This is a genomic window from Actinomycetospora sp. CA-084318, assembly GCF_050955885.1.
GTDB lineage: Bacteria > Actinomycetota > Actinomycetes > Mycobacteriales > Pseudonocardiaceae > Actinomycetospora.
Genome location: NZ_CP192098.1, coordinates 28,147 through 49,500, shown reverse-complemented (window position 1 = coordinate 49,500; position 21,354 = coordinate 28,147). Strand labels below are relative to the sequence as shown.

The following is a 21,354-nucleotide window of genomic DNA, read 5'->3' as shown; positions in this document are numbered from 1 at the left end:
CGATGATGGGGCCATGACCACCGCACCGATCCGCCCCGGAGCAGACGCGGAGCACTCCCTGCTCGCCCAGGAGCTCGCCGGAGCCGTCCGCGGATCGGTCCGCTTCGACACCGCGACCCGCGCGATGTGGTCGGCCGACTCCTCGAACTACCGCCACGTGCCGCTCGGCGTGGTCCAGCCCGTCGACGGCGACGACGTCGAGCGGGCCGTCGAGGTCACCCGCCGGCACGGCGTGCCGCTGCTCCCGCTCGGGGCGCGCACGAGCATCTGCGGGCAGTCGGTCAACGAGGCGGTCGTCGTCGACTTCTCCCGGCACATGCGTCGGGTGCTGGAGATCGACCCGTCGTCGGGAACGGCCCGGGTGCAGCCCGGCACCGTGCTCGACGACCTGCGCGACGCCGGCCGCCCGCACGGCCTGACCTTCGGCCCGGACCCGTCGACCCACAACCGCTGCACGCTCGGCGGGATGATCGGCAACAACGCCTGCGGGTCGCACTCGGTGGCGTGGGGCAAGACCGTCGACAACGTCCGCGCGCTGGACGTCCTGCTCGCCGACGGCACCCGGATGCACGTCGGCGGCCCGATGGACGACGCCGCGATCGACGCCGCAGCCCGCCGCACCGGCAGCGAGGGCCGCGTCTACCGCGACCTCAAGGCGCTCCGGGACCGGACGGCCGACCTGGTCCGCACCGACACGCCGGACCTCACGCGCCGCGTGAGCGGCTACAACGTCGACCAGCTGCTGCCCGAGCACGGGTTCGACCTCGCCAAGGCGCTCGTCGGCACCGAGGGCACCTGCGTGACGATCCTCGAGGCGACCGTCGACATGGTCGCGTCGCCCCCGGTGCGGGCGCTGGCCGTGCTCGGCTTCGAGGACGCGTACGCCGCGGCCGACCACGTGGTGCCGATCCGCGACCACGCACCGCTGACGATCGAGGGCATGGACGTCGGCGTGATCGGCGCCCTGCGCTCCGCCCGGCCCGACGACCGCACCCACGAGGCCCTGCCGCGCGGCAAGGGCTGGCTCTACGTCGAGACCGGCGGCGAGACCCGCGGCGAGGCCCACGAGAAGGCCGAGGCCATCGCCAAGGAGATGTCCTGGGCGACCGTCGACCACAAGGTCGTCAGCGAGCCGAAGGCCATGCGGGCGCTGTGGAAGATCCGCGAGGACGGGTCGGGCATCGTCACCCGCGGCCCGGGCGGCGTCGAGGCGTGGCCGGGCTGGGAGGACGCCGCGGTCCAGCCGGCCAAGTTCGGCTCCTACCTGCGCGAGTTCGACGCCCTGCTCACCGAGCACGGCCGGACCGGCGCGTACTACGGGCACTTCGGGGACGGCTGCGTCCACGTCCGGATCGACTTCCAGCTGCTCACGACGGCGGGTCTGAAGAACTTCCGCGCGTTCCTCGAGGACGCTGCGGACCTCGCCGTGGCGCACGGTGGCTCGCTCTCCGGCGAGCACGGCGACGGGCAGGCGCGCGCCGAGCTGCTCTCGCGGATGTACTCGCCGCCGATGATGGAGGCGTTCTCCGACTTCAAGGCGGCGTGGGACCCGGACGGCCGGATGAACCCGCACCGTGTGGTCGACCCGCCGAAGATCGACGACGACATCCGGGTGTTCATCGGGCAGCCGACGATCCCCACGCGCACGCAGCTCGACTTCATCCACGACGGCGACCCGGAGACGGGCTTCGCGTCGGCCACCCGGCGCTGCATCGGCGTCGCGAAGTGCATCACCGCGAGCGGCGGCGTGATGTGCCCGAGCTACCGGGTCACCGGCGAGGAGAAGCACTCGACGCGCGGCCGGGCGCGGCTGCTGTTCGAGATGGCGTCCGGGCAGACCGTGCCCGACGGGTGGCAGTCGCAGGAGGTGGAGGACGCCCTCGACCTGTGCCTGAGCTGCAAGGGCTGCTCACGCGACTGCCCGGTCGGGGTCGACATGGCGACCTACAAGACCGAGTTCCTCGCCCAGCACTACGCCGGGCGCGCGAAGGACCGGCCGCGCTCGCACTGGTCGATGGGCTGGCTGCCGGCGTGGCTCGCCATCACCTCGAAGGTCCCGGGCGCCCCGCGGATCGCGAACGCCCTGGCGAAGCGCCCGGCCCTGGCGAACCTCGCGAAGAAGGCCGGCGGCATCGCGCCGCAGCGTTCGATCCCGCCGTTCGCGCCCAAGCCGCTGCGGCGGTTGCTGGACGTGAAGCAGCGGGCCGCGCGGCCCGACGTCGGGAAGCGGATCCTCCTGTGGACCGACTCCTTCACCCCCGCCTTCGACCCCGAGCTCGCGATCGACGCGATCCGTGTACTCGAGGCCCTCGGGTACCGCGTGGAACTCCCGCAGAAGACGGTGTGCTGCGGGCTGACGTGGGTGACGACGGGTCAGGTGTCGGTCGCCCGGCGGGTCATCGAGCGGTCGCTGGAGCGGATCCGGCCGTGGCTCGAGGACGGGGTGCCGATCGTCGGCCTGGAGCCCTCGTGCACCGCCGCGCTGCGCAGCGACTCGCTCAAGGTCCTCGGCCGGGAGCACGACCTGGGCCAGGTGGCGTCGCGGTCCATCCGGACCTTTGCCGAGGTGCTGGCCGAGCACACCGACCAGCTGGCGGAGCTGACCGACGGGGCGGAGCGCACGGCCCTCGTCCAGATCCACTGCCACCAGTACGCCGAGCTGGGCACCGACGCCGATCGCGCCGTGATGGCGGCGCTGGGGATCCGGGCCGACGTGCTCGACGAGGGCTGCTGCGGCCTGGCCGGCAACTTCGGGTTCGAGGACGGGCACTACGAGGTCTCGACGGCGTGCGCGGAGCGCGGCCTGATGCCGAAGGTGCGGGAGGCGTCCGCCGACACGACCGTCCTCGCCGACGGCTACTCGTGCCGGACGCAGATCCGGCAGCTGGACAACGCCGGGCACGAGCCGACCCACCTCGCGCGGCTCGCCGCCCGTGCGCTGGGGCTGCGTGACTAGACCCGGGGTGTTCCGGTGGCTGGGCTACGCGTTCGGGGCCCGGCTGCCGGTGGTGTACGGGACCTGGGTGCTGCACGACCTCACGGTGCGCACCTGGTTCCTGCGTCAGCTGGCGCGGACCACGGTGCAGTGCGTGCCGGTCGCGCTGCTCGCGCTGCTGCCCGGGCCGGGGTGGCTGCGGGTGGCGCTGCCGTGCTTCGTGTGGTTCTCGGCGATGTTCATGGCGGCGATCTTCTCGCCGCTGATCCGGGAGAAGCGGCTCTACCAGCACGGCTTCATGCCGGAGATCGTGCTGGGGCGCTCGGACGAGTGATCGGCGCGTCGGCGAGCGGAATGCCGTCGGCGAGCCGCGCGAGCATGCCGTCGAGCTCCTCGACGTAGGTGCGGGTGCCGTCCGCGTGGGCACGGGCGACGGCGGCGAGCCGGGCCCCGCAGACCACGCCGGCGAACAGCACGACGTCCGGGTCGTCGGCCGGGCGCCCGATGCCGCGGGCCACCATGCCGGCGACCTGATCGACGCCGGAGGAGTTCCGCTCGCGCAGGATCGCGGCGATCGCCGGCACCGAGCGGGCGAGCTCCATGCGCACCTCCTCCAGCGCGCGAGCCTCCTCGTCGAGCGAGGCGAACGCGTCCCGCACGATGAGCCGGACCGCTTCCAGCAGCGGCGTCCCGGGCGGGAGTTCGGCCGCCACCCGCTCCATCACGGGGTCGACGTCGTCGAACAGGACGACGTCCTCCTTCGTCGGGAAGTAGCGGAAGAACGTGCTGCGGCTGACGTCGGCCGCGGCCGCGATGTCGTCGACCGTGGTCGCGGCGTACCCGCGGTCCCGGAAGAGGCGCAGCGCGTGCCGCTGCAGCTCCGCCCGCGTCCGCTCCTTCTTCCGCTCCCGCAGACCCATGGCTCGATCATGGCACGAGAATTCTTTTGACACTCAGTCTCAGTTGAGGCGTAGTGTCACGAACATGGACGACGTGATCGTGGTGGGGGCGGGGCCGACCGGACTGACGGCGGCCATCGAGCTGGCGCGGCGGGGGGTGGCCGTCCGGGTGCTCGAGGGGCAGGACGGTCCGCACCGCGGCTCGCGCGGCAAGGGCATGCAGCCGCGCACGCTGGAGCTGCTCGACCAGCTCGGCCTCGCCGACCGACTGGTCTCGCTGGGCAGCTTCGAGCTGCCGTTCCGGAAGCACGCGACCGACGGGTCGACGCTCGACGTCGACCGGTCGCCCGACCTCGTCGGGACGCCCGAGGACCCGACCACCCCGTGGCGGACGTCATTGATCATCCCGCAGTGGCGCACCGAGCAGGTGCTGCGCGAGCGTCTGGCCGAGGAGGGCGTGGAGGTCTCCTACGGGGCGCGGCTCGCGTCGCTCACCCAGGACGACGACGGGGTGGAGCTCGTTCTCGACGACGGGCGCCGGCTCCGGTCGTCGTGGGTGATCGGCGCCGACGGCGGGTCGAGCACGGTGCGCCGCGAGCTCGGCGTCGGGTTCCTCGGCGAGACCCACGAGGAGGTCCGGATGCTCCTCGGCGACGCGGAGATCGACGGACTGGACCGCGACCACTGGCACCTCTGGTCGGCCGAGGAGCCCCTCGTCGGGACCGGCGCCCGGATGGTGGCGCTCTGCCCGCTGCCGGCGACCCCCTTGTGGCAGGTGCAGATCGGCAACACCGACCCGGAGCAGCACGCCACGCCCGCGCTGCTCACCGACATCATCGAGGGCCTCGGACCGCGCGTCCGCGTGCGTCGCGTCGACGTCGCCACGGACTGGCGGCTCAACGTCCGGATGGTCGACGACTACCGGGTGGGCCGCGTGTTCCTCGCCGGGGACGCGGCCCACGTGCACTCCCCGGCGGGCGGGATGGGGATGAACACCGGGATCGCGGACGCGGTGAACCTCGGCTGGAAGCTCGCCGCCGTGGTGCACGGGTCCGATCCCGCGCTGCTGGACACCTACACCGCCGAGCGCCTCCCGGTCGCCGCGCACGTCCTGGGGCTGTCGAACGCGCTGCTCGGGGCGCAGTTCTGGTCGCGGACCGACGAGCAGGTCCACGACACCCGCGGCTTCGCGACCACCTACCGGACCACACCCGTCGTCGGGAACGGGCCCGTGCCCGGTGACCGTGCCCCGGACGCCCCGCTGCGGGACGGCTCGACGCTGTTCCTGCGCCGCCGGGCGGCGGACTGGACGGTGCTGGCGTTCGGGGGCGTGGTCGAGACACCCTTCGACCTGCCGGGCGGGACGGTGCAGGTGCTCGACGCCGACGCGCTCGCGGCCGACGGGACGCTGCGGGAGGCCTACGGGGCGGAGGACGGGACCGTCGTCGTGATCCGCCCGGACGGCTACGTGTGGTCGCGCCGTGCGGCGGCCGTGTCGGTGTGAGACCCGGGCCAGGGGCCGGGCGGAGGCACATCGGCCTGCTCATGGGTGCGGGTGTCGTAGGCGACGAGACCGCGGCGCTCGTAGTTCCGGCGGGCGTGCGGGCCGTCGAGCGTGCAGGTGTGCAGCCAGACGCGGGACACCGGAGGGAGGGCGGGCCAACGCTCGTGGAGCCGCCAGGCCTCGGTGAGGGCGCGGGTCAGCAGGTGACCGCCGAAGCCCCGACCGATCGCGTGCGGGAGGAGACCGAAGGACTCGATCTCGACCTCGGTGCCGCCGTCGGACGGGGCGGCCTGGAGCTCGGCGTACCCGGCCGGGGTGCCGCGGTGGTGGGCCACCCAGGTCTCGCGGCCCTCCTGGGTGATGTGGATGAGCCAGTCGTTCCACGTGAAGCCGAGCTTGTCGGTCCACGACCAGGGGCCGCCGACCGCCGTGTAGAGGAACCGGCTGAACTCCGGTGACGGCTCCTCGGCCCGGACGATCTGCAGCGGCTCGGCCGGTTCGACCGCGGGCCGGAGCTGGTCGGGCGAGGTCTGCTCGAGGTAGGTGGTGGTGACGAGCACCGGGTCACCCCATCACGCGAAGGGGACGCCGCCGGGATCGGGCGGGCAGACCGTGCCCTCGGCCGGCAGGCGCGTGGGGTCGAGGAGGTAGGCGGCGGCCGCGTCGGTGGCGCAGCGGCTGGGCAGGTCGAGCGTCGTGTGGCCGAAGCCGTCGACGACGAGCAGCCGTGCGCTGGCCAGCTGCGTGGCGGTGGCGCGGGCGTTCGCGAGCGGGGTCTCGGGGTCGTACCGGGAGTTCACGACGAGCGCCGGTGCCGGGAGCGCCGCGTGCCACGGGCCGAGGTAGCGGTCGGGGTCGATCGCGGGCCAGTCGACACACGCCGCCGTGTTGAGCGCGACCGGTACCCCGAACAGCGGGTGGGCCGCCTGCTCGCCGGGCAGCAGTGCGGACACCTGTTCGGCGGTCGGGGTGCGGACGTCGGTGCACTGCACGGCGAGGAACGCGGGCGAGTGTGGCGGGGCTCCCGCCGCGGGGTCGGGCACCGGCGGGACGGGGTTCGGGGTCGGGAGGGCCCGCGCCAGGGCCGTCAGGCGACCACCCGACTCCAGCGCCGTGGAGACCCGCTCCGCGAGCTGCGCCGAGGTGCCCGCGCGGGTGGCGGCGCCGATCGCGGCGGCAATGCGGCCGGCGGGATCGGGGTTCGCGGCGCAGCGCGGGCCGGCGGCGGCGCAGGTCGCGACGAAGGCGTCGAGGGCCTCGTCGCGGGCCTGTGCGACCTGGGCCCGGACGTCGACGGGCCGCGTCGGGTCGTCGGTGCCGGCGTTCGCGACGAGGTCGAGGGCCCCGTCGACGACGAGCGCCCGCAGTCGGCCCGGGAACAGGTTCGCGTAGGTGGCACCGAGGTAGGTCCCGTACGAGTAGCCGTAGACGCTGAGGGTGGGCTCGCCGAGGGCCTGGCGCAGGAGGTCGAGGTCACGGGCGGCGTTCGCGGTCGACAGGTGACGCAGGAGCTCACCGGTGCCGGCCAGGCACGCCTGCCCGATCGCGCGGGCGGAGGTCCAGAAGGCGGGGTCGGCGAGGGGTGAGCCGACCGGTTGCGCGGGCGCGCCGTCGTCGGGCCCGCACCGCACCTGGCCGATCCCGCGGGGTTGGAGGGCGAGCACGTCCAGGCGGGCGCGGACCCCGTCGAATCGCCCGACGAGGCGCCGCAGGCTCGACGGTCCGGGGGTGCCGGGCCCGCCGTAGTTCACCGCGACCGTGCCGATCCGCGTGGCCGGGTCGAGGGCCGGCAGGCGCGTGACGTCGAGCGCGATCGTCGGCCCGGTCGGCTTCCGGTAGTCGACGGGCACGGTGAGCGTGGCGCACTGGAACGTGCCGCAGGGACGCCAGTCGAGGCGGGGGACCGCGGCGGCACCGGTGCCGAGGGGCGGTCCGGGGCTCGGTGCGTCTCGTGTCGGTCCGGGCTCGGTCGGTCCCGAGCAGGCGGCCACCACGAGCAGGAGGAGGACCAGCCAGACCCGGGTGCGCATCGGGGGAAGTGGTAGCACGGCGTGGTCGGGGCGGTGGACGATCGGCGGGTGGAACTCGCGCGGTGGCCGGAGCTCGGTGGGCGGGGCGTCCGGCTCCGCGCCTTCGACGAGCGTGACGTGCCCCTGGTGCTGGAGGCGGGCCGCGATCCGCTCGTCCCGCTCATCACGACCGTGCCGCAGGGCGCCGGACGCCCCGAGGCCGTCGGCTGGATCGAGCGGCAGCACCGGCGGTACCTCGACGGCGTCGGTTTCTCGTTCTGCATCGCGCGGGCCTCCGACGACGAGGCCCTCGGCCAGATCGGTTTGTGGCCGCGGCATCCGGACCGTGGCCGGGCGGCGATCGGGTACTGGATCGGCCGGCCACACCGTGGGGCAGGCCTGGTGACGGCCGCTCTCGACCTCCTCAGCCGCTGGGCCGTCACCCTGCCCGGGGTGGCGCGCCTGGAGCTCTACGTGGAGCCGTGGAACGAGGGGTCGTGGCGGGCCGCCGAGCGGGTCGGGTTCGTGCGGGAGGGCCTGATGCGGCGGTGGGAGGTCGTCGGCGGCGAACGCCGGGACATGTTCATGTACTCGCTGCTGTCCGACGAGGTCGGCTAGAAGGGTGGATCGCCGTCGTGGGCGTTCGAGGGCGCGTGGTGCTGTCTCCTCCGTTCGTCGATGTGCCGCAGGGTCTGGTGTTGAGCGTCGGTGAGGTGGCCGTGCTTGTTGGTTCTCGGCCGCCAGGGTCTCCGGGGGCGGGGTTCGCTGCGGGTGTCGGTGATGCCGTGGTCGAAGCGTTCTCGGGCGACCGGTCGCAGGGGCCGGTACGGCTCGGGGCGCACGGTGTGTCGGGTGCCGGTGGGCGCGGTCCACACGAAGGTGCCCGGCGATGTCTGGCGGACCGTCCACCCCGACTCGGGGGCGTGTTTGCGCAGGTGGTCTCCGACGGAGAGGGCGCCGAGGTTGTCGGCCTGGGTCGGGCCGCCGAGGACGTGGTCGTGGGTGTGGTCGATCGCGCAGGCCACGGCGGGCACGGTGCACATCGGGAACCGGCAGGTCCGGTCCCTCGCGTGGACCCAGCGCGTGAGTTCGGCGCCGGGAAACCGGTTTGCTTCTTTGGTGGTTCGGGCGGGATGTTCGTCGGGTGGGCGGGCGCGTTCGATTGCCAGCGCTCGTTGGACGCGGCGGGCGAGTTCGGCCCAGATCCCGACGAGCGGCTGCTGGTCGAGGGTGTCGATGTCGGTGGTGTGGGCGGTGAGCTCGACGACCTGCCGCCGATATCTCGGGTCCGCGCCGGGTTGCTGGGGTGGGCGGACGAGCAGGACGTGTTCGAGTTGCCCGTGTTCGTCGTGGAGCAGGACGCGGAAGTGGGCGGTGGTGCGGGTCCAGACGGCGTGGTGGGCGTCCCAGCCGGTGACGGTGCCGACGCGCAGCTGGCCGTGGGCGCGGTCGAGCCCGAGCGCGCACGCCAGGGTGGTGCGGGTGGTGGCGGGGGTGAACATCAACCCGCGGTCGGTCCACCGCGCCGCCGGCGACGGTGGCGGCTGTCCCGGTATTCGGGGGTCGGGGGTGTTGTGGGGTGGTGGGTCGGGTTCGGGATCCCCGGGCTGCCACCCTGACGGGGGTTCGGTCGTCGAGCGAGTCGCCTCGGTTGCGGCGGGGTCGTCGGTGGAGCCGTGAGGGCTTTCTCGCCCCGCCTGCGGGTCAACACCTGCCGAAAGCGCGTCGCGGCGACCGCTCGACGCGCTCACGCCCGCCCCGCTGTCCCCAGTGGGACCGCCGCCACGCGAGGGGCCGCCGTCCGAGGGGCCGCCGTCGGGAAGGTCGTCGAGGTCCAGCGGCCCGTCCGAGCCGTCCGAGCCCTCCGAACCGTCCGAGCCGTCGGAGCGGTGCGGGAAGTCGGGGTCGGCGTCGTCCACGCCCCGGTCGTTCAGGCCCTGGTCGTTCAGGCCCTGGTCGTCCGGGCCCTCGTCGTCCGGGCCCTCATCGTTTGGGCCCTTGTCGTCCGGGCCCTCATCGTTCGAGCCCTTGTCGTCCGGGCCCTCGGGGGCGTCGTCCGGGCCGCCGTCGGAGCCGTCGTCGGAGCCGTCCGGGCCGTCGGGGTCGCTGCCGTCAGGGTCGCCGTCGTCGGGTGGGGCGGGTGGGGGCATGAGGTCGTGGACGACCTGCTCGAGGACGGCGAGGTCACCCTCCCCGGCCGGGCAGCCATGCAGCAGCCGCAGATACACCTGCGCCTGCACCTTCCCCGCCCCGATCGTCGCGCCGGCGGCCTTCAACTGTTCGAGGGCGACCTCGGCGATCGCGACGATCCGCTCGAACGCCGGCACCGCCATCCCAGGCTCCAAGTCCAGGCCGTGGATCTCCATCGCCCCCGACGGCGCCGTCCGCGTCGACACCCGCGACCGGGCCACCGCCGCCGCACGCCGGTTCTCCGCCCCCAACGGGTCCACATCGACCACCGCGGCCGCGACCCGCTGCGCCAGCTCCCACAACCCCAGCTTCGGCGCCTGCTCGATCAACGCGTCGACCACCACCGCCGCTTGGGCGTCGGTGACATCGCGCAGCCCCGAGACGAACACCGACACCTTGGCCTGCTCCAACCGGCCCTCGCGCATCGCCTCACCGAGGCGCGGCAGCCGTTCCAGCGCACCCTGCGCGGTCTCCAGGCGGGAGGAGGCCATCGTCACCGACCACCCCAACCGAGCGGCGATCACCCGCGGATCCGGCTCCGGCCAGCGCTCCACGGTGTCCGCGCGAGCCCGGGCGGTCTCGAGCATCCAGCAGGAGCGGCGCCACTCGTCGTGGGTCAACCGCGCCTGCCACGCCACCAGACCGGCCTCACACTCCTGCCCGGGCAGGTCCCGCGGGTCGGCCCAGGACACCGCCGGCAGCGGGGTGTCGAACACCCCGCCACCACCCTCGTGTCCCGCCTCCACCGCCATGATGTCGGGTGGCCCGGGGGAATCTCACCCCCGGGCTCCCACAGATCCCGGCGTGACAATCTCTTGTCACCGGGCTCTTGCCATCTTGTTCATCGGGCCGGAGGAACGCTGGCGACCCATTTCCAGTGCGCGAACAGGCGGGGATACCTTCCGATGATCCCCAGCCAGCACCGGACGGCCGCCTTCTGCGCTCGCAGTCGTTTGTATTTCTTGCGGATCCATCGCACCAGGTAGGCGTTGATGCGGGCGAACAGGCCATACAGCGCGGAGCGGTAGAACGCCCCGTAGTACTGCATCCATCCTCGCACCATCGGATTCACCCAGTGCGCGAGTTCGGAGAAACTCAGGCGTATGTGCCGGTGCAGTCGCCAGGACCGCACCTGCGCACTGATCCGTGTGAGGGCAGCCTTGCTGATCGCGGGAAGGAACCCAGAGAAGGTCCGCCCGCCGCGACCTTTGGCTTCGCGTTGACGGAAGGTGAACCCCAGGAACGTGAACGACGTATGCTCCGCGGAGCGACGCCGGTTCCCGTCCTGGCAGTAAACGATCCGTGTCTTGTCGGGATGCAGACGCAACCCGACCTGTTCCATGCGCTCGCCGATCGCCGCGACCATTGTCTCGGCTTGCTCGCGGCTCGTGCAGTGCACGACCGCGTCATCGACGTAGCGCTCGAAGGAGATACCGGGAAAGGCCCGGTCCATCCACGTGTCGAACGCGTAGTGCAGGAACATGTTCGCGAGCACCGGTGACACCGGCGACCCTTGCGGCGTTCCACGGTCGCGAGCGACGAGGTCACCGTCACGAGTCTGAATGGGTGCTTGCAGCCAACGCGTGACATACAGGACGACCCATCGCTGGTCGGTGTGCGCCTCGACCGCCTTGATGACGAGGTCCCACGGGACGCTGTCGAAGAACTTCTGGATGTCCAGATCGATCACCCAGTCGGTCTTCCAGCAGCGCTTCCTGCAGGTCTCGACCGCATCGAGGGCCGAGCGGCGCGGGCGGTAGCCGTAGGAGTCCGGGTGGAAGATCGGTTCGACCGACTTCTCCAGCCTCCGTGCCACCACAGTTTGCGCCACCCGGTCCGCCACGGTCGGAATACCCAGGACCCGTGTCCCGTCGCCGTGAGCTTTCGGGATTTCCACCGCCAGCACCGGCGAAGGTAGATAGCTACCCGAGGACATCCGATTCCAGATCTTGTAGAGGTTTCCCCGCAGATCCTTCTCGAACTCCTCGACCGAGCAGCCATCCACCCCCGCTGCACCCTTATTGGATCGCACCTGCTCCCAGGCCTGTTGCACCTCCCACTTCGAAATGACGAACGACTTGCCCGAGGACTTCAGTTCGCTCACTGCGATTCCTCCCGGCTAGATTCCGGTTGATCGAACGAACAAACCACAGATGGCCCGACCCCTTCGCTCCACTCCCACCGCGTCAAGCAGGAGATTCACAGCTACTACGAGTCGGTCCGCCGGCGCCCACCGCATCGGTACTCAGTCCCTCCCGGTTTCAGTCGGTCGGGATTCTCCCTCTCGCCACCGCAGAGATGGCAGTATCGGTGCACGCCTTCCCACGTTCCCCACCGGAGCAGCAGACCGGGCTCACGCCGCCTACATGCCGGGCACCGACTGGCCAATAAACGGGCTCCCGCCAGCCTCATCCCAGGATTGTTCGAACGTCCCGGTTCTGATGCCATCCACACTAATTACGACACTTCACAGGCTACGACGCAGCGTCTTCCCGATCCCCACCTGACACCTCACACGGTGCCTTTTCCCACATCGCTCACCACGACAGTCTTCAGCTAACGCAGCAGTGGGCGGTTTGGAGCCTCCCCCGTAGGTCGACTCCGAAGGGCCACAACCTTCATCTCCGATGGAGCAACACAAGAAACAGGACTCCGCCTACATCAGAGCCTCCTTCTTGTGCGCGTGGCACACCCGAACTGTAGTTCGAACCCCCGACATCTAGCGTCGGTGGCAGCTCCAGGAGGTCTGGGGTGAGGTTCGCGGTACGGGTGTCTACGGCTGGCCCCGACTGGATCGGCAGTCCTCTGTACTGATCGTCGAGGCGCCCGTGCCGCGGCCGTGTCAGGCCGGGGCCTTGTTGGGAACGCGGAGCCGCGCTGCGGACTCCTACTCAGATGTCCGGGTCGAAGCCTGCTGCGGTCGCGGAGTCACCGGGACCCGAGGAGACGACGAGGAAGGAGAGCCCGTGCGCGAGCTCCGGCTGGGTATCGACGTGGCATGCCGGGAGGCCCACCGCGCGGCGCTGGCCGATGAGACCGGCGCGCTGCTGTGGACCAACCGCCGCTTCCAGACCGGCAGCGAGGATCTCGAGACGCTCTGGAGAACGGTCGAGGCGGTCCGCGCCGACCAGGGTGACGTGCCGGTCGTGGTCGTGATGGAACCGACCCGCAACGCGTGGGTGGCGCTGGCGGCCTGGCTACGTCATCGGGGCGCGCAGGTGCGACTGGTCCCCCCGGAACAGTCCGCGGACTTGCGGAAGTACTACAACAAGCACGCCAAGACCGATCGGCTCGACTGCGAACTGCTGGCTCGAATACCGCTGCTGCACCCCGACGGGTTGGTCGAGACCCCCGGACTGGGACCGGCTGAGGGGTTGCGCCGCACCGTCGGCCGTCGCGCCGGCCTGGTCGCGCGACGCACCGCCTCGCTGCAGCGTCTCGACGCGCTACTCGAGCTACTCGGACCCGCCTGGACCGCCGCTCTGGGCACCGACCCGGGGAAAGCGGCCTGCAGCGTGCTCGAGCGCTACAGCGATCCGCACGCCCTGCTCAGACTGGGGCGGGCCCGGCTGACTCGGCTGCTGATCCGCACCAGCCGCGGGGCCTGGCGCGAGGACAAGGCCGATGCCCTGCTCGCCGCCGCCCGCGCGACGCTGTCGCTCTGGCCCGAGGGCGCCATCGACTTCGCCGAACTCGCCGAAGACATCGCCGCCGAGACCCGCCTGCTGCGCGGACTCGACGACGAGATCGACCACGTCGACGACCGGATCGCCGCGGCCTACCAGGACGCTGATCCCACCGGCATCCTCGCCTCGGTCCCCGGACTCGGTCCGGTCCTGGCCGCCGCGATCCTGGGCCGCCTCGGCGACCCCAACCGCTTCCGTGACCTGGCCGCGGTCCGCGCCTACACCGGACTGGTCCCCAAGATCAGTCAGTCCGGCACCTCCGAGACCCACCAGGGCCCCACCAAGGCCGGCGATCACGTCCTGCGCTGGTCGCTGTTCATCGCCGCCGACCACGCCCGAAAGACCGACCCCGGCCTCGCCGCCCGCTACCAGCGGCTACGCGACCGCGGCAAACACCACAACAGCGCACTCTGCACCCTGGCCGCGGTCCTGGTGACCCGCATCGCCGCATGCTGGCGCAGCGGCGAGCACTACCGCCTCCGCGACCTCGACGGCCGCGAGATCACCGAACCCGAGGGCCGGGCGCTGGCCAGCAGGATCAACACCGAAGCCACCCGCGCCCGGACCACGACAGGGACGGGCCGGCGAAGCAAGGAGTCGCACAGCGCTCCATCGACCGGCCCGTCAGCGACGCACTCTACGACCCACCCCGCGGCTTGACGTCCCTTAGGAACTCAGTCACGGGCGGCCATCAACCGCCGGAACCGCCGACAAACACCGCGAGAGGCACACGAGGCAGGAATCCGAGGCCCAGAACCTGCCCCACGTCACCCTCGCGCGCCCGAGACAGGCCAGAACGGCCTACATCACGAAACGGTCACGGTCAGGCCAGGTTCCGCAGCTCCGGCCAGGCCTCCGCCCACGGACGGGACGGCGTGCAGACGGCGAGCAGCACCCGGTCGTTCACCGGCGAGACCTCCGGCCCCACGTACATCGGCAGCGGCACGAGCCGCCGGCAGAACCCCGGGGCCCACTTCACGTCGCCCACGAGCAACGCGTCGGCCGACCCCGGCGGCACGTCGAAGTATCCGAACCCGCGGTGCGTCGAGTAGACCGGCGTCGGCAACCCGTACCGCGGGCCCTCGTGCTCCAGCGCGCTCGCGTACCAGTACGAGTAGGCCATCACCACCGTCCCGGGCGGCAGGGCGTGCCACTGCCGCGAGACCCCGGCCGCGAAGTCCGACCACCCGATCTGGCCCATCGTCTCGAACTCGGTCGGCGCCCGCCACGACGCCGGCCCGAACGGCAGCACCCACAGCACCGTGAGGACGGCGGACACGACGACCGCCGCCGGGTGGACCGCCCAACGCCACCACACCCGACGTCGGGAACGGGGCAGCGAGCAGAACGCGACCGCACCTGCCGCGATGAGCACCGCGTAGAGACCGGACAGGTAGTAGGGGCGGCCCCCGGCCGCCAGCAGCGCCGCCGTGACCACCAGGGACGCCCAGCCGAGCGACCGCCACGCGCGCAGCGGCGGGTACCGCAGCAGCGCCCACCCCCCGAGCAGCACCAGCACGGCACCCGGGGCGAGCCCCGCGTAGTAGAGGGCACGCGGCAGGAACTCCCAGCGGTCGCCGAACAGCGACGACTCCCCGGCGACGACCGAGCCCATCCGCAGCTGCGGCCAGCCGTGGCCGGCCTGCCAGACGAGGGTGGGGATCGTCGACGCCGCTGCCAGCCCCGTCCCCACCCACAGCAGCGGCCGCCGGAACAACCGCCGCGGTCCGGACACCGCGACCCCGACGACGAGGCCGCCGAGCAGCACGACGATCAGCACCTTGTCGAACAGGGCCACCGCGACGACGAGCCCGAGGGCGAGCAGCAGCCGGTCGTCGGCGACGCCGTCGCGCTCCTGGCGCAGCCACCGGGCGAGCAGCCAGAGCACCACGGCCCAGCACACGGGGTCGACGGTGGACGTCGCGAGCAGGTGGCCGGTCGCGAGCAGGTAGGGGCTGATCGCGGTGACCGCACAGGCCAGCACCTGCGCCCGACGACCGCCCCCGAACTCCCGGGCGATCAGCGCGGCGACCACGGTGCCGAACGCGGTCAGCAGCGTCGCCGGGAGACGCAGGACGACGAGGTTGCCGGGGGCCAGGTGGTCGAGCCCGGCGGCGAGCAGCGGGAGCAGCGGCGGCTGGTCGGCGTACCCGGCGCTCGGTCGCGCTCCCGCGGAGAGGAAGTAGTACTCGTCGCCGAACCACCCGTAGCGGGCCGACACCGCGGCGAGCAGCACCGCGACCCCCGCGGCGATCGCGAGGACCGGACCACGCGCGAACGGGACGACCGCCGGACGGACCGTGAGCGGCGGCAGGTCCAGGCCGCGGGCGGGCGTCGTCGTCATCCCGCCTCCATCGGTCCCCTCGCGTGTCCGGGCGAAGGTAGCGGGTGGCCGACCTGGGACACTGACCGACCGTGGAGCTCACGCACAGCTGGTCGCGGGCGGTGCCGGACAGCTCACTCGGCGTGCTCGCGGGGCTCTCCGCGCGCTACGAGCTGCGGGAGACCCGCAACGCCGCCGCCATCCTCGCCGCGACCGCGCCCGAGGAGTTCACCGAGCTCTGCACCGTGCTGTCGACCTTCGCCCTCACGACCGTCGACCTGATCGAGGCCGGCGGCAACGAGTCCAAGCTGGCCGCCCGCCTCAACGCCGACTTCCGTGGGCGGGGGTGGCGGGAGGGTCGCGTGGACACGGTCGTGCGCTCGGTGCTCCAGGTCCAGCCGTGGGCCCCGGCCGGCGAGCACGAGGTCGTCGAGCGCACGGACGAGGTCCGCAACGAGGGCTACAAGGTCGACAACGTGAAGGGGCGGGTCGCGCTCGACGTCGAGTGGAACGCCAAGGACGGCAACCTCGACCGCGACATCGGCGCCTACCGCAGCCTCTACGACGCGGGCCTGATCGACGGCGCGGTGCTGCTCACCCGCACCCACGACGACCTGCGCGACCTCGCCCGGCGCCTCTCCCGCGCCGCGGGCCAGTCCGACGAGCAGATCCGCAGCCGCTTCTCGACGTCGACGACCACGCACCTGGGCAAGCTGGAGTCGCGCATGACCCGCGGGGACGCCGGGGGCTGCCCGCTGCTCGCGGTCGCCGTCAGCGCCCGCTGCTTCGTTCCCGACGATCGCTCGGCGCGGGTCGCGTGGCCCGGTCACCGCGAGGAGCAGCCGGTGCTCGAGGGGTGGTCGGGATGAGCCCGCACGACGACGGGCCGGGACTGTCGGACCCCCTCGCTAGCGTGCCCCCCGTGACCGCCCCGCCGCTCGACCCGCCGCCCACGCCCCTGCGCCGCCCCCGGGCCGACCCGCTGCGCGCCGACGTGACGCCGGTGGAGTCGGTGCCGCTGCCGACGGTCGAGGGCGGCTGGCCCTGCGTGCTGGCCGACCCGCCGTGGCGGTTCACCAACCGCACCGGGAAGGTCGCGCCGGAGCACCGCCGGCTCGACCGCTACGACACGATGACCGCCCCCGAGATCGCGGCGCTCCCCGTGGCCGACGTGGTCGCCGCGAACGCGCACCTCTACCTCTGGGTGCCGAACGCACTGCTCCCCGAGGGGCTCGCGGTGATGCAGGGCTGGGGCTTCCGCTACGTCTCCAACCTGGTGTGGGCGAAACGGCGCAAGGACGGGGGGCCCGACGGTCGTGGTGTCGGCTTCTACTTCCGCAACGTCACCGAGCTGATCCTCTTCGGGGTGCGGGGCTCGATGCGCACCCTCCCGCCGGCCCGCCGCCAGGTGAACATGATCGAGACCGTGAAGCGGGAGCACTCCCGCAAGCCCGACGAGGCCTACGACCTGATCGAGGAGTGCTCGCCCGGGCCCTACCTCGAGATGTTCGCCCGCTACCCGCGGCCGGGATGGACGGTGTGGGGCGCGGAGTCGGCCGAGGACGTCACCCCGCGCGGGCGGCAGTACCCGGCGTACCGCTCGACCGTGGAGCCGCCGACCTGACCCCGCACTTGACAGAGAACTGACACAGCGTCACCCCAACGCGCTAAGGGTGACCACGGTGCGTCGTTCGGACGCCAATTCCGACCGCTTGGCCGCTCTGTGTCGGCAAATCATGGCGCTCATCGGCCACTCTCGGTGAGAATATCCGGCATGACGAAGACCCCCGACCTGGCGCGCAACCAGCGGGTGACCGGCGCCGAGCGAGACAAGCTGGGCAGCGAACTGCTGAAGCGCTATCAGAAGGGCGCGAGCATCCGCGAGATCTGTGCCGACACCGGCTACAGCATCGGGCGCGTCCGCCGCCTGCTCGTGGACGCCGGCGTCGAGTTCCGCGGCCGCGGCGGGACGCACGGGCGCGCGCGCAAGAAGGCCGACTAGACGCTCAGCGGCGCAGTCGGGTGAGCAGGTTGAAGCCGTACTTCAGCCCGACGTCGAGCCGCGAGCCGTCCGCCGGCAGCAGCCCGAGCTGACGCGCGAACTGCATCTGGTCGAAGATCACGAAGTTCGACACGATCTTCCCGCCGCGCACGGTGAAGTGGTCGACACCGTCGAGGTCGAGGCGCGCGCCGGTCGGTTCCACGCCCTCGAGCGCCGCACCGGTGTGGGTCCCGGTGAGGGTCCAGCGCACGAAGACCTCCTCGCCCTCCTCGACCATGGCCTGCATCGTCAGGGTCACGTCCGGGACGGCCGCGAACAGCGCCTCGAAGTACCCCTCGATCTCGGCCGCGCCGCGGTAGGTCGCGGTGGGCATGCGCTCGCGGGTCTCGTCGGTCCACACGGCGCGCAGCGGCGCGGCGGTGTGGGTGTTGAGCACGTCGAAGGTCCAGCGCACGATCTCGCCCGGGGTGGCGTCGGCGCCGGGCGGCGTGGGGGCGGGCGGACCCGCGCTGCGCGACATGGCAGCGAACCTAGAGCGCGGCGGGTCCCGGCGCGCGACGGCCGGGAGGGGTGCCCCGGTCGCGGATCGGGCACCTGCGCGCCCATGAGCTCCCAGACCCTCGCCCAGTGGGTGTCCGCGATCGGCAGCGCCGGTTCGCTCCTCGGCTTCGCCGCCTACGTCTGGATCATGCTGCTCAACCGCAAGGACTCGGTCGAGGTGCGCCAGGAGCAGCAGGCCCAGGGCGTCACGGCGTGGCTCGACGACGGCGGGCGGCACGACCGGGACGAGGATTACGTGCTCTGCGTGCACAACGGTGGGGACTCGCCGGTGTTCAACGTGCGCTGCCTGTTCTCGCTGCCCTCCAGCGACGACCAGCACGCGGTGGAGCTCGCCCTGCTCCCGCCGCGGCACGACGCGGTGCGCTCGCTGCCGTTCGGGGCCGACGAGGTCTCGCGCGAGGAGCTCTACTCGGCGCCCGCCGTGCCGGAGATGCGCTTCACCGACTCGCACGGCACGCACTGGGGTCGGGACGGGCACGGGCAGCTGCACCGGGTGGAGAGCCGCGGCGTGCGGCGGCGCCCGGAGCACCGGTCGGGCGAGGACACCGGCCGCGACGACTCGGACTGGGAGTCCGCCCACCGGGAGCGGGCGGGCGCGTCCCGCTCGACCTGACCTGGTCGAGTTCTAGTCCGCGGGCAGGTACACCGAGCACGCGTCGAACACGGCCTCGGACACCTCGTCGCCCGCGCAGTCCCGGGCCGGGCGCCGCGCCACGGTGGGGTCGCCGCGGACGAGCCGGTCGAACGCCTCCGCGACGTCGACCAGGTACCGCGGCTCCGCCACCCCGCGGCCGAAGTGCGACATCGCGACCAGCGCCACGTCGGGACCGAGTTCGGCCAGCCGGGCGGTCGAGGCGGCGAAGGCCTCGAGGTCGCACTCCGGCGCCTGTGCGTAGATCGGTCCGGTGTTCACGGTGTCGCCGGCGAACAGCACGCCGTCGCGGTCGTCGAGCAGGCAGAGCGAGTCCGGGCTGTGGCCGGGCGTGTGGAGCACGGTCAGCGTGCGGTCCCCGAGGTCCAGGACCTGGCCGTCGGCCAGCGGCTCGGGGTCGGGTCCCGACGGTGGGCCGGGGTCGACCCAGCGCTCGAGGCCGTCCGGGAGCGGGCGCGGATCGGAGTCGGCGGAGAGCAGGTGGAGGTACCGCCGGTCGAGCTCCCGGTAGGCCACCGCGGCGTCGAGCACCTCCTGCATCCAGCCGAGGTAGGACGCGCGCTCGGTGGCGTTCCCACAGGTCGTCGGGACCGGATGGGCCAGGACGCGCGGGAACTCGCCGTTGCCGCCGACGTGGTCGAAGTGCCGGTGGGTGTTCACCACGTCCACCGGCAGCGGGCACACGGACTCGACCACCGGTCGGATCGGCGCGACCCCGAGCCCGGTGTCGACGAGCACGGCGCGGTCGCGGCCCGCGACCAGCCAGGAGTTGACGTGGGAGGGCTCGGCGACCAGCCAGACGTCCCGCGCGGCCGGGCGGACGTGGAACCAGGCCGAGCTCACAGCTCGGTGAGGATCCGGGGCCCGTCCGGGGTGATCGCCACCGTGTGCTCGACGTGGGCGGCGCGGCTGCCGTCGGCGGTGCGCAGGGTCCAGCCGTCGGGGTCGTGGCGGTAGTCGTCCTCGCCGCCGCGGTGCAGCATCGGCTCGATCGCGATGACCAGACCGGGCTGCAGGGTCATCCCCTTGCCCCGGCGGCCCTCGTTCGGGACGTGCGGCTGCTCGTGCATCGCCCGTCCGATCCCGTGGCCGCCGTGGTCGGCGAGCATGCCGTAGCCCGCGGGCCGGGCGACCCCGGCGATCGCGGCCCCGACGTCACCGAGGGTGTTGCCCTTCCGGGCCGCCGCGATCCCGGCGTACAGCGCGCGCTCGGTGGTGTCGATGAGGGCGAGGTCGCCCGGGTCGGCGGTGCCGACCACGTAGCTCACGGCGGCGTCCCCGCACCAGCCCTCGACGAAGGCCCCGATGTCGATGCTGACCAGGTCGCCGTCGGCCAGGCGGTAGGAGCCCGGGATCGCGTGGACCACCGCGTCGTTGACGCTCGCGCAGATGACGCCCGGGTAGGGCGAGGGCGCGAACCGCGGGTGGTAGTCGAGGAACGCGGGCTTCGCGCCGTGGTCGTTCATCACGTCGTGCGCGACCGTGTCGAGCTCGGAGAGCGTCACGCCCGGCGCGCTCGCCCGCCGCACCGCGTCGAGGCAGCGCGCCACGACCCGCCCGGCCTCGCGCATCAGCTCGATCTCGGCGGGCTTCTTCAGCTCGATGGTCACGCGTCGTCTCACCGACGCGACAGTAGCCCGCGCTCCCGACCCCGGCTCGAATCACAGCCATGTCGTTCGTCCACAGTGTGGATGGAGCCTGTGGATCGAATGACACGGGTGTCATTCGGTCCCCACTGTGGACAACCCCTGGGGACAACTCCTGTGATGGGCGCCCCCGTTCGGCACCGACCGGCGCCGGGGACCCGGCCCGCATGGGTCGCTTCACCGGCAAGGTCGTCATCGTCACGGGCGGGGGCTCCGGGATCGGGGCGGCCGCCGCGCACCGGTTCGCCGCCGACGGCGCCACCGTCGTCGTGGCCGGGCGGTCGCAGGACAAGCTCGACGAGACCGTCGCCGACGCACCCGCGGGGTCGACGGTCGTCGCGAAGGCCTGCGACACCTCCGACGAGGAGGCGATCACCCACCTCGTCGACGAGGTCGCCCGCGAGCACGGTCGGCTGGACACGCTCGTCAACAACGCCGCCATCGCCCGCCCGGGCACCGTGTCCGACCTGGACGCGCAGACCTGGCGCGAGGTCATGGCCACCGACGTCGACGGCGTCTTCTACGCCTCGAAGGCCGCGGTCGACCACCTGAAGGCGACCCGCGGCAGCATCGTCAACGTGGGCTCCGTGTCGGGCCTCGGCGGCGACTGGGGCATGGCCGCCTACAACGCGGCGAAGGGCGCGGTGGTCAACCTGACCAACGCCATGGCCCTCGACCACGGCCCGGACGGCGTGCGGGTCAACGCCGTCCACCCCTCGCTCACCGCGACGGACATGAGCGAGGGGATCCGGTCCGACGACGAGGTGATGGACAAGTTCCGCGACCGGATCCCGTTCGGTCGCCCGGCCGAGCCGGCCGAGGTCGGCGACGTCATCGCCTTCCTGGCCAGCGACGACGCCCGCTTCGTCTCGGGCGCGCACGTGCCGGTCGACGGCGGGCTCGGCGCCTCCAACGGCCAGCCCCGGATGTGACCGGACCGGCGACCG

Annotated in this window: 19 protein-coding genes; 10 read left to right on the top strand and 9 right to left on the bottom strand. The window is 72.6% G+C overall.

Going from position 1 to position 21,354, the window contains the following annotated elements:
• Positions 1–13: 13 nt before the first annotated feature.
• Positions 14–2,956, top strand: coding sequence for an FAD-binding and (Fe-S)-binding domain-containing protein (locus ACQPYX_RS00235; protein ID WP_433800911.1), 2,943 nt, complete (start codon positions 14–16; stop codon positions 2,954–2,956).
• The gene (locus tag ACQPYX_RS00230) at positions 2,949–3,269 is read left to right on the top strand and encodes a DUF5313 family protein (RefSeq protein ID WP_433800910.1); all 321 of its coding nucleotides are present in this window, start codon (positions 2,949–2,951) and stop codon (positions 3,267–3,269) included. Before ACQPYX_RS00235 ends, ACQPYX_RS00230 begins: the two co-directional genes overlap by 8 nt.
• Here the strand turns inward: ACQPYX_RS00230 and ACQPYX_RS00225 are convergent.
• Positions 3,232–3,855, bottom strand: a complete 624-nt coding sequence (locus ACQPYX_RS00225) for a TetR family transcriptional regulator (RefSeq protein ID WP_433800909.1) — start codon at positions 3,853–3,855, stop codon at positions 3,232–3,234. The two genes, ACQPYX_RS00230 and ACQPYX_RS00225, sit on opposite strands and share 38 nt — an antisense overlap.
• Positions 3,856–3,919: 64 nt before the next feature.
• Between ACQPYX_RS00225 and ACQPYX_RS00220 the strand changes: the two genes are divergently transcribed.
• Complete coding sequence (locus tag ACQPYX_RS00220; protein WP_433800908.1) at positions 3,920–5,338, top strand: FAD-dependent oxidoreductase; 1,419 nt, start codon at positions 3,920–3,922, stop codon at positions 5,336–5,338.
• Here the strand turns inward: ACQPYX_RS00220 and ACQPYX_RS00215 are convergent.
• Complete coding sequence (locus tag ACQPYX_RS00215; protein WP_433800907.1) at positions 5,299–5,898, bottom strand: GNAT family N-acetyltransferase; 600 nt, start codon at positions 5,896–5,898, stop codon at positions 5,299–5,301. The two genes, ACQPYX_RS00220 and ACQPYX_RS00215, sit on opposite strands and share 40 nt — an antisense overlap.
• A gap of 12 nt (positions 5,899–5,910) precedes the next feature.
• A complete protein-coding gene (locus ACQPYX_RS00210; RefSeq protein ID WP_433800906.1) occupies positions 5,911–7,368 on the bottom strand; it encodes an alpha/beta hydrolase in 1,458 nt (485 codons plus the stop codon).
• Between the two features lie 48 nt (positions 7,369–7,416).
• On the opposite strand from ACQPYX_RS00210, the gene ACQPYX_RS00205 reads away from it, so the two are divergent.
• Positions 7,417–7,965, top strand: a complete 549-nt coding sequence (locus ACQPYX_RS00205; RefSeq protein WP_433800905.1) for a GNAT family N-acetyltransferase — start codon at positions 7,417–7,419, stop codon at positions 7,963–7,965.
• Here ACQPYX_RS00205 and ACQPYX_RS00200 read toward each other — a convergent pair.
• Positions 7,962–10,283 carry a DUF222 domain-containing protein gene (locus ACQPYX_RS00200; protein ID WP_433800904.1) on the bottom strand — a complete coding sequence of 774 codons (2,322 nt, stop codon included), beginning with the start codon at positions 10,281–10,283 and terminating at the stop codon, positions 7,962–7,964. The two genes, ACQPYX_RS00205 and ACQPYX_RS00200, sit on opposite strands and share 4 nt — an antisense overlap.
• 95 nt (positions 10,284–10,378) lie before the next feature.
• Entirely contained in the window at positions 10,379–11,641 is a 1,263-nt protein-coding gene (ltrA, locus tag ACQPYX_RS00195; protein WP_433798656.1) for a group II intron reverse transcriptase/maturase, read from the bottom strand.
• An 862-nt stretch (positions 11,642–12,503) separates the two neighbouring features.
• On the opposite strand from ltrA, the gene ACQPYX_RS00190 reads away from it, so the two are divergent.
• Positions 12,504–13,883 (top strand): IS110 family transposase, encoded by a 1,380-nt coding sequence (locus ACQPYX_RS00190; RefSeq protein ID WP_433799693.1) that lies wholly within the window; start codon positions 12,504–12,506, stop codon positions 13,881–13,883.
• 163 nt (positions 13,884–14,046) lie between these two features.
• On the opposite strand, the gene ACQPYX_RS00185 is transcribed toward ACQPYX_RS00190, so the two are convergent.
• Positions 14,047–15,567 (bottom strand): glycosyltransferase family 39 protein, encoded by a 1,521-nt coding sequence (locus ACQPYX_RS00185; RefSeq protein WP_433800903.1) that lies wholly within the window; start codon positions 15,565–15,567, stop codon positions 14,047–14,049.
• Positions 15,568–15,638: 71 nt separating this feature from the next.
• On the opposite strand from ACQPYX_RS00185, the gene ACQPYX_RS00180 reads away from it, so the two are divergent.
• The 3 genes from ACQPYX_RS00180 (at position 15,639) to ACQPYX_RS00170 (ending at position 17,548) form a co-directional block, all read left to right on the top strand.
• Entirely contained in the window at positions 15,639–16,415 is a 777-nt protein-coding gene (locus ACQPYX_RS00180; RefSeq protein ID WP_433800902.1) for a BglII/BstYI family type II restriction endonuclease, read from the top strand.
• Positions 16,416–16,468: 53 nt separating this feature from the next.
• Positions 16,469–17,170, top strand: coding sequence for an MT-A70 family methyltransferase (locus tag ACQPYX_RS00175; RefSeq protein ID WP_433800901.1), 702 nt, complete (start codon positions 16,469–16,471; stop codon positions 17,168–17,170).
• Between the two features lie 150 nt (positions 17,171–17,320).
• Positions 17,321–17,548, top strand: a complete 228-nt coding sequence (locus ACQPYX_RS00170; protein WP_433800900.1) for a helix-turn-helix domain-containing protein — start codon at positions 17,321–17,323, stop codon at positions 17,546–17,548.
• A gap of 4 nt (positions 17,549–17,552) precedes the next feature.
• On the opposite strand, the gene ACQPYX_RS00165 is transcribed toward ACQPYX_RS00170, so the two are convergent.
• A complete protein-coding gene (locus ACQPYX_RS00165; protein ID WP_433800899.1) occupies positions 17,553–18,068 on the bottom strand; it encodes an ester cyclase in 516 nt (171 codons plus the stop codon).
• Between the two features lie 84 nt (positions 18,069–18,152).
• Here ACQPYX_RS00165 and ACQPYX_RS00160 point away from each other — a divergent pair, with 84 nt between their 5' ends.
• On the top strand, positions 18,153–18,722 hold the full coding sequence (locus ACQPYX_RS00160; RefSeq protein WP_433800898.1) for a hypothetical protein: 570 nt from the start codon (positions 18,153–18,155) through the stop codon (positions 18,720–18,722).
• A gap of 12 nt (positions 18,723–18,734) precedes the next feature.
• On the opposite strand, the gene ACQPYX_RS00155 is transcribed toward ACQPYX_RS00160, so the two are convergent.
• Positions 18,735–19,604, bottom strand: coding sequence for an MBL fold metallo-hydrolase (locus ACQPYX_RS00155; protein WP_433800897.1), 870 nt, complete (start codon positions 19,602–19,604; stop codon positions 18,735–18,737).
• Complete coding sequence (gene map, locus ACQPYX_RS00150) at positions 19,601–20,383, bottom strand: type I methionyl aminopeptidase (RefSeq protein ID WP_433800896.1); 783 nt, start codon at positions 20,381–20,383, stop codon at positions 19,601–19,603. Before map ends, ACQPYX_RS00155 begins: the two co-directional genes overlap by 4 nt.
• A 191-nt stretch (positions 20,384–20,574) precedes the next feature.
• Here map and ACQPYX_RS00145 point away from each other — a divergent pair, with 191 nt between their 5' ends.
• Positions 20,575–21,339, top strand: coding sequence for an SDR family NAD(P)-dependent oxidoreductase (locus ACQPYX_RS00145; protein WP_433800895.1), 765 nt, complete (start codon positions 20,575–20,577; stop codon positions 21,337–21,339).
• The last annotated feature ends 15 nt before the right edge of the window (positions 21,340–21,354 follow it).

What these genes read in the sequence shown, in the direction of transcription:
- ACQPYX_RS00225 (WP_433800909.1), bottom strand. Translation starts at nt 3,855, where the DNA reads ATGGGTCTGCGGGAGCGGAAGAAGGAGCGGACGCGGGCGGAGCTGCAG.
- ACQPYX_RS00145 (WP_433800895.1), top strand. Translation starts at nt 20,575, where the DNA reads ATGGGTCGCTTCACCGGCAAGGTCGTCATCGTCACGGGCGGGGGCTCC.
- ACQPYX_RS00160 (WP_433800898.1), top strand. Translation starts at nt 18,153, where the DNA reads ATGAGCTCCCAGACCCTCGCCCAGTGGGTGTCCGCGATCGGCAGCGCC.
- ACQPYX_RS00235 (WP_433800911.1), top strand. Translation starts at nt 14, where the DNA reads ATGACCACCGCACCGATCCGCCCCGGAGCAGACGCGGAGCACTCCCTG.
- ACQPYX_RS00170 (WP_433800900.1), top strand. Translation starts at nt 17,321, where the DNA reads ATGACGAAGACCCCCGACCTGGCGCGCAACCAGCGGGTGACCGGCGCC.
- ACQPYX_RS00185 (WP_433800903.1), bottom strand. Translation starts at nt 15,567, where the DNA reads ATGACGACGACGCCCGCCCGCGGCCTGGACCTGCCGCCGCTCACGGTC.
- ACQPYX_RS00210 (WP_433800906.1), bottom strand. Translation starts at nt 7,368, where the DNA reads ATGCGCACCCGGGTCTGGCTGGTCCTCCTCCTGCTCGTGGTGGCCGCC.
- ACQPYX_RS00220 (WP_433800908.1), top strand. Translation starts at nt 3,920, where the DNA reads ATGGACGACGTGATCGTGGTGGGGGCGGGGCCGACCGGACTGACGGCG.
- ACQPYX_RS00165 (WP_433800899.1), bottom strand. Translation starts at nt 18,068, where the DNA reads ATGTCGCGCAGCGCGGGTCCGCCCGCCCCCACGCCGCCCGGCGCCGAC.